The organism is Bacillota bacterium, from assembly GCA_024655925.1.
Taxonomy (GTDB): domain Bacteria; phylum Bacillota; class DTU025; order DTU025; family JANLFS01; genus JANLFS01.
This window is the reverse complement of sequence record JANLFS010000117.1, coordinates 1-8,502: the sequence shown is the minus strand read 5'-3', so window position 1 is coordinate 8,502 and position 8,502 is coordinate 1. Positions and strand designations below refer to the sequence as shown.

General features: G+C 59.9%; 7 protein-coding genes. 6 read left to right on the top strand and 1 reads right to left on the bottom strand.

What is annotated here, in order from left to right; all coding sequences use genetic code 11:
- Positions 1–110 precede the first annotated feature (110 nt).
- Positions 111–1,517: a caspase family protein gene (locus NUW23_13905; GenBank protein MCR4427255.1), complete on the bottom strand. Its 1,407-nt coding sequence runs from the start codon at positions 1,515–1,517 to the stop codon at positions 111–113.
- Positions 1,518–1,871: 354 nt separating this feature from the next.
- On the opposite strand from NUW23_13905, the gene NUW23_13900 reads away from it, so the two are divergent.
- Genes NUW23_13900 through NUW23_13875 form a run of 6 tightly spaced genes read left to right on the top strand, consistent with a single transcriptional unit; the run spans position 1,872 to position 8,440 of the window.
- On the top strand, positions 1,872–3,029 hold the full coding sequence (locus tag NUW23_13900; protein MCR4427254.1) for a TolC family protein: 1,158 nt from the start codon (positions 1,872–1,874) through the stop codon (positions 3,027–3,029).
- 21 nt (positions 3,030–3,050) lie between these two features.
- Positions 3,051–4,553, top strand: a complete 1,503-nt coding sequence (locus tag NUW23_13895; protein MCR4427253.1) for a TolC family protein — start codon at positions 3,051–3,053, stop codon at positions 4,551–4,553.
- Positions 4,534–5,586: an HlyD family efflux transporter periplasmic adaptor subunit gene (locus NUW23_13890; protein ID MCR4427252.1), complete on the top strand. Its 1,053-nt coding sequence runs from the start codon at positions 4,534–4,536 to the stop codon at positions 5,584–5,586. The genes NUW23_13895 and NUW23_13890 overlap by 20 nt, the downstream gene beginning before the upstream one ends.
- Before the next feature lie 17 nt (positions 5,587–5,603).
- Positions 5,604–6,314 carry an ABC transporter ATP-binding protein gene (locus tag NUW23_13885; GenBank protein MCR4427251.1) on the top strand — a complete coding sequence of 237 codons (711 nt, stop codon included), beginning with the start codon at positions 5,604–5,606 and terminating at the stop codon, positions 6,312–6,314.
- Positions 6,301–7,515: an ABC transporter permease gene (locus NUW23_13880; protein ID MCR4427250.1), complete on the top strand. Its 1,215-nt coding sequence runs from the start codon at positions 6,301–6,303 to the stop codon at positions 7,513–7,515. Before NUW23_13885 ends, NUW23_13880 begins: the two co-directional genes overlap by 14 nt.
- A gap of 22 nt (positions 7,516–7,537) precedes the next feature.
- On the top strand, positions 7,538–8,440 hold the full coding sequence (locus NUW23_13875) for an MBL fold metallo-hydrolase (protein ID MCR4427249.1): 903 nt from the start codon (positions 7,538–7,540) through the stop codon (positions 8,438–8,440).
- Positions 8,441–8,502 lie beyond the last annotated feature (62 nt).

The window sequence follows — 8,502 nt, the reverse complement described above, 5'->3', positions numbered from 1 at the left end:
CCTTCCGTTTTAGGGCACAGAAAGATCTCTGTACCTACTGAAACTTTACTCATACAAACAAGGATGCAAACAGGGGTTTCCCCGGACCCCAGCTATCCTGCGAGGCGTTCCTAATAGAGCGGCGAATAGATCGCGCCCCCGTACTGATTGCCTATCCACATCTGAGGGTGTTGTGATGAGTAGTGGCGCGGAACCCAGTAACTTGCATAGTTGAACGCCTCCTGAACCGTGACCCAGCCATCATGGTTCACGTCGGCGGCCATGATCTTCATGCCTTCCGTGAATACCCATGTGAAGAGGCCGTGTCCACCGCCGAATTGAGGACCCTCTACAGAGGATTCGGTCTCATCGCATGCGGCTATCACTATGTGCCCGTCACCCGACAGGTTCCTCGCGAATTCTCCGATCCCTGCACCCAGCACTAGCCCACCTAGCAGCGCCTCCGCTTTGAACATCCCTCCTGCGTGGCAGGAATCGAAAATGAATATGCTTCTATGTGATTGCGAGTATGGTATGTACTGATCGATCCAGCTCCTAAGCTCGTAGTCTGCTATAAAAGTCCCCTCATTCCAGCCATCGTATGGGCACATGTATGATGGTATTCCCGGCGCGCTGGCTGGACTAGGTCCTGCTCCATGTCCGGAGAAGAACATTATGAAAGTGTCCTGGTAGTTCATGGCGCTCCCAATTGCCTGTATGCTGTTGCGAATGGCCTGTTTCGTTGCAGCGCTTCCAAGGACCGTCGAATACTGGCCTGCTAGGTAATTATCGAAATACAGAGTGCCTGCCATGGTGGTCGCGTCCGCTTCAGTATAGTTGAGGTCGGGTATGTACGCGTAGTCTGCGATTCCAATGAAGAGCATGTGCAGAGACCCGAGTGGAGTCTGCCCTATTGACGTTGCCTGCCCCGAGACCACTTGCAGTCCGATGAAACGCAGTCCTGTGAAGCGTGGATGAGTCACGGTGATCACGTACTCGCCAGGGATGAGATGCAATAGAACGAAGTGTCCGTCCGCGCCTGAGACAGTTGTGCCCGCAGAAGGCCCAGACTCCACTGTCACCGTCGCCCCTTGGAGGGGAACGTAGCTATCCGCAGTCATCTCGCGCCCGATGACGATCATCTCAGGCTCGCCTTCAACGCCAAGCGCCTGGGCATGCTTGTAGACCCATCCCTCTATCCACCCCAGTGGAGAGACGAAGTCCACGCTGCTATTCGGGCCAGTTACGATGCGCATCGGCGGCTTGAAACTCCATCCCGGTCCCTTGCTCGGCACCACCGTGACAAACCCCGATAGCCCGGTTTTCGCCCAGCGCCCGTCCGGGCCAGACGTGGCGGCTCCGAAGCTGCCGAAAGCAAGGACAACGCCGGGTACCGGCAACCCCGTCTCCTCGTATGTCACCCTGCCAGACACATAATAGACGGTTGGGCTCGGCACACAGCCGGACAAGACCGTACACACCATGAGCAGTAAGAACACCGCCGAAACGCACCTTGTGGTCCTGACGTTCAGACTCATCTCGCACCACCCTTTGAATAAACCCAATTCCGCGAACCCGAGCTGTGTTCCCAATCCTACGTTTGATGCCCTGGTCGGGTATCCTCCCGCGATGTTCCGTGGAATTCTTGCAATTGACTCTCAAAACGTGTGTGGGCAATCGCTTTGCTGCGTTCCGGAAATGGCGCAGCGGCCGCGCTGTCGATAACAGGGTCCCCCCAACCTGCTCTGTCTGGGCCTCTGGGGATAGCGGCCGGTCTGCATCTGTATAACCCTGGAACCTCAGGAAACAGGATGAACTCTTGCGGGTGTGCGCCGTCAAACCCTATGGCTACCTCTTTCGGGGGATACCTCCGCAAGGGGGCCAATGGTATAATGAGGCACATTCAGCTACGAAAGGCAGGTATGGAAATGACCTCAGTTCTCGGCATCAACCGCTTGCAGGCCGTACGCATCCTTACGGCCTTGGCCGCAGTCCTCGCCGTCCTGGTGATTTGCACCGGAGCTTCCCTCGCTTCGGCCTCTCAGCCGGCCCCGGTCGCCCTCTCGGTGAGCGGCGCGATCGACCTTGCTCTCTCGCACAACTTGAGCTTCCGGATAGCGGCCTTGAACTTCAAGAATGCCGAGCTCGCCTACGAGAAGACTCTTGCCCTCAATATTGCTGAGGAGTCTACATACGCCGAGCACCAGGCCAAGTTCACTTTCGAGCGCGCCAAGTCCACTTACGACACAACCCGGGCCGGAGTCATCATCGATACCGTCCGCTCTTACTTCGATGTCAAGCACGCCAACATGGACCTCGCGGCCAAGGCCAAGCAACTAGAGGTCGCGGAGGAAGACTACGCCCGCGCTAAGTCCAAATATGCCGCCGGGGTCGCGGGCGAGCTCGAGCTGCTGCAGGTTGAGTCGGCCCTGCACAACGCGCGTCTGGCCGTTCAGCGAGCCGCCGACACTCTGGGCGAGAATTCCGCCGCCCTCGCCGTCCTGCTGGGCCTCGAACCCGGCACGAGGTTCCAGCTTTCTGATGAGATTGCCCCGAAGCCGATCCAGTGGCAGCTCGACCAGGCGGTGGCAAAGGCCCTCGAGAACAGTGTGGACGTGCGCCAAAAGGCAAATGATCTCCGCCTGGCCCAGCTCGAACTGGACAAGGCAGAAGCCGAGCGGGCAGCTCCGCTCGATCTCGAACGAGCCAGAGTCGGGCTGGACATCGCCGCTCTTTCTCTTCAGCAGGTGCGGGAAACCCTCACCGAGAAAGTCCGGACGTCCATGAACTCCCTGGGCCAAACATCAAAGAACCTCAACATCCTGTCGATCGCTCTAGACGTCGAGAGCAAGAAGTTCGACATCGTTGTCAAGCAGCAGAAGGCAGGACTCAAGAGCCCGAGCGATGTGGCGGCCGCCGAGGCTAGCGTCATCTCGGCAAGGCACGCGCTGGGTTCTGCCCAGAAAGGATACATCCTTGCCTACCTGCAGTTCCTGAATACGCTCGGGGTCGACCTGGACCTGTCTTGGGTTGTCACGCCGGGCAAGTAACCAGGAGGACAGACCTTGCCCATGTCATCACGAAGGGCGATCATCATACTTGCAGTACTCTTGACTGTCTCGGCCAGCACTGCAGCATCTCCGCCTCGCGGTTCGGAGGTGAAGTTGACGCCGCAAGTCGCAGTCGAGCACGCTTTGGTCCACGGCCAGCAGGTCGTCGCCGCCCGGGATGCCGTCAAGTCCTTGGAGCTTGCGCTTGAGAAGGCAAGAGCGGCTTATCGTGCGACGGTTTCGGTATCTGTGACGCCGTTCGTGCGGGATGGTGAATGGGAATGGAGTTCCGTTGAGCAGACGGCCTCGGGATCTCTTCAGTCGCCCTCAACCACCACCATGCCCAAGCGTAACGTCGGGCTCGATGCAAGCGTAGCCACTGACTTCGGGTTCAGCATCACAGGCTCATACAAGGCCGTCTGGGACTCTGAAGGTGAGCTCTCTTCCTCCGCGGGGATAGGTGCGAGGCTGAATCTTCTGCCCAGGCCAGGGCGGTCGTCAGCAGACCTCGCCATCGCGCGGGCACAGGCCGCGCTCGACTCGGGGAGGGCGGACCTCGCCGCAAAGTCGGTCGCGATCGCGTCGAACACAATTAGCGCTTACCTCGCGCTCTCCGTCGCGAGGCAGCGGATCGCCCTAGCCGAGGCGTCTCTCTCGGATGCCCGGGTATCCCTCGCTCGCGCCGAACGTCTGAGGGCATTGGGTGAGATTTCGGCATCTGGCGTGATGGCGGCGCAGATCACTCAGGAGGAGGCGATTCTCGCTCTCGACCAACTTAACCGGGAATTCTCATCCTCGATGGCGGAGTTCATGACCTCCATCGGATTCCCAGGATGTCATCCATCCCCAGGTTGGGAGGTTTCGGATGAGCACGTAGTCCGGCTTGCCGACAGGCTCGCGTCGACCCTAGTCGGGGACGCCATGAGCGATTTCGAGGCCCTGGTAATGAAGGCGGAGGCCGCCAGCCCGGCGCTGCAGAAGAGGCGCAGCGATCTCCGGTACGCCGAAATGGCTCTCGAGGGCGCAAAGGCTGGGCTCATGCCTGAAGTGTACTTTTACGGGCAGGCGGACTCGCGCGACCTCTCCGCATCCAAGGCCACGTGGAATGTGGGTTTCTCCGCCAAGTATCCACTCGTGGACGGGGGCCTGCGCCGGGTCTATGTGGAGGATGCAGCAGTCGTGGTCAAGCAGGCAAAGGACGCGCTCGACGCTGAACGCGAGGTGGTTCGTGCGGCGGTCCGCAAGGCGGTCGACGAAGTGGAGGCGGCCCGCCTTGGCGTATCCATTGCAAGACTGAGACTCGCCCGCGCGGAACTGGATGCCGCGGTCCGCGAGGCACAGAGGCAGTCGGGAGCAGTCTCAGAAGATGCCACCCGTTCAGCATTCCGGGCGTTGGAATCCGCCCAACTCAACCTTTCGGAGTCGTGCGTGAAGCTTGTCACCTCGATCCTGGAGCTCGCGCGGCTTACAGGGGCAGTGGCTTCACCCAAGGAGGTGCTCGAGCTTGTCGGGATCGGCTGGTAGGAAAAGAAAACTGGGCACGATTGCGGCAGTCGTGCTGGTGGCGGTGGTTGCACTAGTCGTCGTCGGCCTGCGAAGAGCGAGAACCACGGCAGACGCATCTTTGAGATCCATCGTCTCGAAGGCGAAAACCATTGAAGTCTCCACCGGAGACATGATCCAGACGGTCTCAGCCACAGGCAAGCTCAAACCGGTGAGAAGCCGGAGTCTCTACTTCGACGTCTCTGGGAAAATCACCCAGGTGAACGTCCGCGAAGGTCAGGCCGTCAAGGCAGGCGCTGTCCTCGCTGAACTGGACCAGGTTGAGCAGAGGCTCGCCTATCTCCGGGCCAAGAATGAATACGATCGCGCCAAGTATGAATCGCCTTCCGGTATCGTGGAAGAGAAGCTAGCCGCCCTCACGGTGGCGGAGAAGAATCTCGCCGGAACGAGGATCACCGCTCCGTTCTCCGGGATCGTCTCATCGGTCGATCTGGATGTAGGGGACCAGGTCGTGGCGGCCAAGCCTGTTCTCACTCTGATTGACACAACCGAGTACATCATCGATGTGAACATCGACGAGGTGGATGTCAGGAAAGTCTCACAGGGTCAGACGGTCGCTGTGAGTCTCGACGCTTACCCGGATCTGAAGCTCACCGGGGTGGTGGATTCCGTAGCCGTGACAGCGAACTTCCAGGGAGATCTGGTCACGATCCCAGTCACAGTCAAGATCGATGGCCACGATCCAAGGCTCCGTCCCGGGCTCACCGCCAGCCTAAGGATCCAGTCGGCGACCTTTCGGGACGTGGTGAGGATACCTGTCTGCTCATGGGTGGACATCGGGGGCTCCAGCTTCGTCGTGCTGGTGACCAGCGAAGGCCCAACACTTGCCAGAATCGAAAGGGGTATAGCTGACGGGGCGTACGCCCAGATCGTGTCCGGCCTCAGGCCCGGGGACATCATTGTCGAGGATGCCGTCTCCTTTCAGGAGCAGTTGAAAGGCGTCGGAGACCGGAACAGGATCTTCAACTTCGGGATCAGGCGGGCATTCCCATGATGCCAGGGGGCCGGAACATGTTAGTTCTCGACAATATCACGAAAGTATACAAGGTGGGCGACGAAGAAGTCCGGGCCCTGGCTGGGGTCTCGTTCGAAGTCGCAGACGGGGATTTCGTATCCATCATGGGCCCGTCGGGCTCGGGCAAATCCACTCTCATGCACATAGTGGGCTGCCTCGACCGGCCGTCGTCCGGGAGGTATCTGGTGGGCAGCCGGGACGTCAGCGAGCTGAACGACGACGCTCTCGCCGAGGTCCGAAACCGGGAGATCGGCTTCGTCTTCCAGCAGTTCAACCTCCTGCCCCGGGAGACGATCCTTTCCAACGTGGAGGTGCCGCTCATGTACGCGGGGGTGCGGGCGGCGGAGCGTAAGCGACGGGCAATTGAGGCCCTCCAACGCGTGGGTCTTGGGGATCGCCTGCGCCATAAGCCCACTGAGATCTCCGGGGGGCAGAGGCAAAGGGTGGCGATCGCCCGTGCTCTCGTCAACAACCCTTCGATAATCCTGGCCGATGAGCCTACGGGTAACCTCGACTCCAAGACCGGAACCGAGATCATGGCCATGCTCTCCGACCTCAACGCGCACGGAAGCACCATAGTCCTCGTCACTCACGAGCGAAGGATAGCGGAGTACGCCCAGCGAATCATACACATCAGGGATGGTGTGGTAGAGCAAATCGAACAGATTCCCCGGCGAGAGGAGGTGGCCGGTCTTGGGGCTTGTTGAGACTCTCCTGCTCGCAATACGGAGCCTTTGGAGTAACAAGCTCCGCACCGGCCTCTCGGTTCTGGGGATAATCATAGGGGTCGGCTCGGTCATCGTCATGATCTCCGTGGGCACAAGTGCCCAGAACCAGATCACCTCCGACATATCGAGCCTGGGTTCCAACCTCATAATGATCACCCCCGGCGCCGCGATCGGCAGGTCGGGGCAGATTGCCAGGGACTACAGGAACCTCCTTACGCTCGATCTCGCCCGCGAGATCCAGGATGCCGCACCGGCGGCCGCGACGGTCGCGCCTCTTGCCCAGGCCGACGGGCGTCTGATCTACGGTGATCTGAACGTGCGCACTCCCATTATGGGAATCACCCCGGCCTATGCAGACATAGTGAACTACCGCGTGGAGCGCGGCAGGATGATAACCGAACAAGAGATGCGGGACTCGGAGAAATCGATAATCTTGGGGTGGAAGATCGCGGAGAAGCTATTCGGGTCCGAGGACCCCATCGGGAGGACTATCAAAGTCGGGTTCGGAGACAGCCGGATCGAGTTCACGTGCGTGGGGGTGATGGAGCAGAAGGGTGGTCTCTTCTTCTCCAACTTCGACGACCAAGCCTACGTACCGGTCACCACCCTGCTTTACCGCGCAATGAGAGTTCGGGTTATAAGCTCCTACGTCTGCCAGGCCGTCTCGGATGACTTGTCAGATGCCGCTGTGGCACAGATCGAACGGTATCTCGCGGTCAAGACAGGAAACCCACAAGCATTCACAGTAATGTCCCAGAAGGAGATACTTGACACCGTCAACAGGGTGACCTCCACTATGACCTTTCTCCTTGGGGCAATCGCCGGCATAAGCCTGCTCGTCGGGGGCATAGGCATCATGAACATCATGCTCGTCTCAGTCACCGAACGAACACGGGAGATAGGCATCAGGAAGTCAATGGGCGCGAAGAACAGGCACATCCTCCTTCAGTTCATAGTGGAGGCCATGACTCTCTCCGGTTCCGGCGGGCTTATCGGGATACTCTTCGGGTGGCTCGGGGGTACCGTCATAACCCGGATTGCAGGGTGGCCCCCGTCATACAGCCTCCTTTCGGTCCTCGTGGCAATCGGGTTCTCCTCCGCGGTCGGGCTCTTCTTTGGGATCTACCCGGCCATGAAAGCTGCCCGAATGGACCCGGTCGAGGCCCTGCGGTACGAGTAATCTGTCTTGGGAGGCGAATTAGATGGCATCCCCTGTGGAACTAATCCCCCTCGCCGGATCGGTGTACGTGATTCCCGGCAACCCGAATGTTGGAGTCATAACCTGCGGCCCAAGGGCGGTCCTCATCGATACCGGCGGGGACCGCGACCGGGGGCGGGCGCTTCTCCGTGCACTGACAGCGGCCGGGCTAGAACTAGCTGCAGTAGCACTCACCCACTCCCATGCAGATCACATGGGCGGGTGCGCCTACCTAGTCCAAGAGACGGGTGTACCCGTCTACGCTCCCGACCGGGAAACAGCCTTCGTGGAACATCCACTCTACGAGTCATCCATGCTGCTGTCAGGAGCCGCGCCATGGAAAGAGATGTCCGGGAAGTTCCTGTTGGCAACCCCCGTGCCTGTATCGGGGCGATTGTCGGAGGGCCGGGCTTCTCTGGGTGGCCTGGAGGTCACCGTCTACTCCCTGCCCGGTCACAGCATGGGTTCAATCGGCCTCGGGTTCGGAGAGGTGCTCTTCGCAGGTGATGCCGTGTTCGCCCCGGAAGTCCTTCAGAAGTTCGCAATCCCCTATAACGTGGACATGCGGCAACTACTCGAATCCCACGCAAAGATCAGGTCACTCCCGCACACTGTCGTTGTTCCAGGTCATGGTGACCCAGCCAGCCCAGAGATTGCGGATGCGAACCGGGACGCGGCCGCCGGCACCATCCAGCGCGTGCTGGATGCGGTGGCGCAGGGAGATGCGAGCTCAGACACAATCGTTGCCAGAGTGTGTGATGCCGTGGAGACGTCGATTCCGAACCCTGCTATATACTACCTGTACCACGCAGGAGCCCTGGCCTGCCTCAGCTACCTGTTCGAGCAAGGCCTCGTCAAGACGGCGATTTCGGGGAACCGCGTAGTGTGGGTTCGGTGTGAGAAGTAAAGGCAGCCAGCTACCCCACGGCTGAAGCCGGGGGCTTGCGGTAAGCAAGCCTGGAGCTGACC

Coding starts and splice junctions, on each gene's coding strand:
- NUW23_13905 (MCR4427255.1), bottom strand. CDS start 1,517: ATGAGTCTGAACGTCAGGACCACAAGGTGCGTTTCGGCGGTGTTCTTA.
- NUW23_13900 (MCR4427254.1), top strand. CDS start 1,872: ATGAGGCACATTCAGCTACGAAAGGCAGGTATGGAAATGACCTCAGTT.
- NUW23_13895 (MCR4427253.1), top strand. CDS start 3,051: ATGTCATCACGAAGGGCGATCATCATACTTGCAGTACTCTTGACTGTC.
- NUW23_13885 (MCR4427251.1), top strand. CDS start 5,604: ATGTTAGTTCTCGACAATATCACGAAAGTATACAAGGTGGGCGACGAA.
- NUW23_13875 (MCR4427249.1), top strand. CDS start 7,538: ATGGCATCCCCTGTGGAACTAATCCCCCTCGCCGGATCGGTGTACGTG.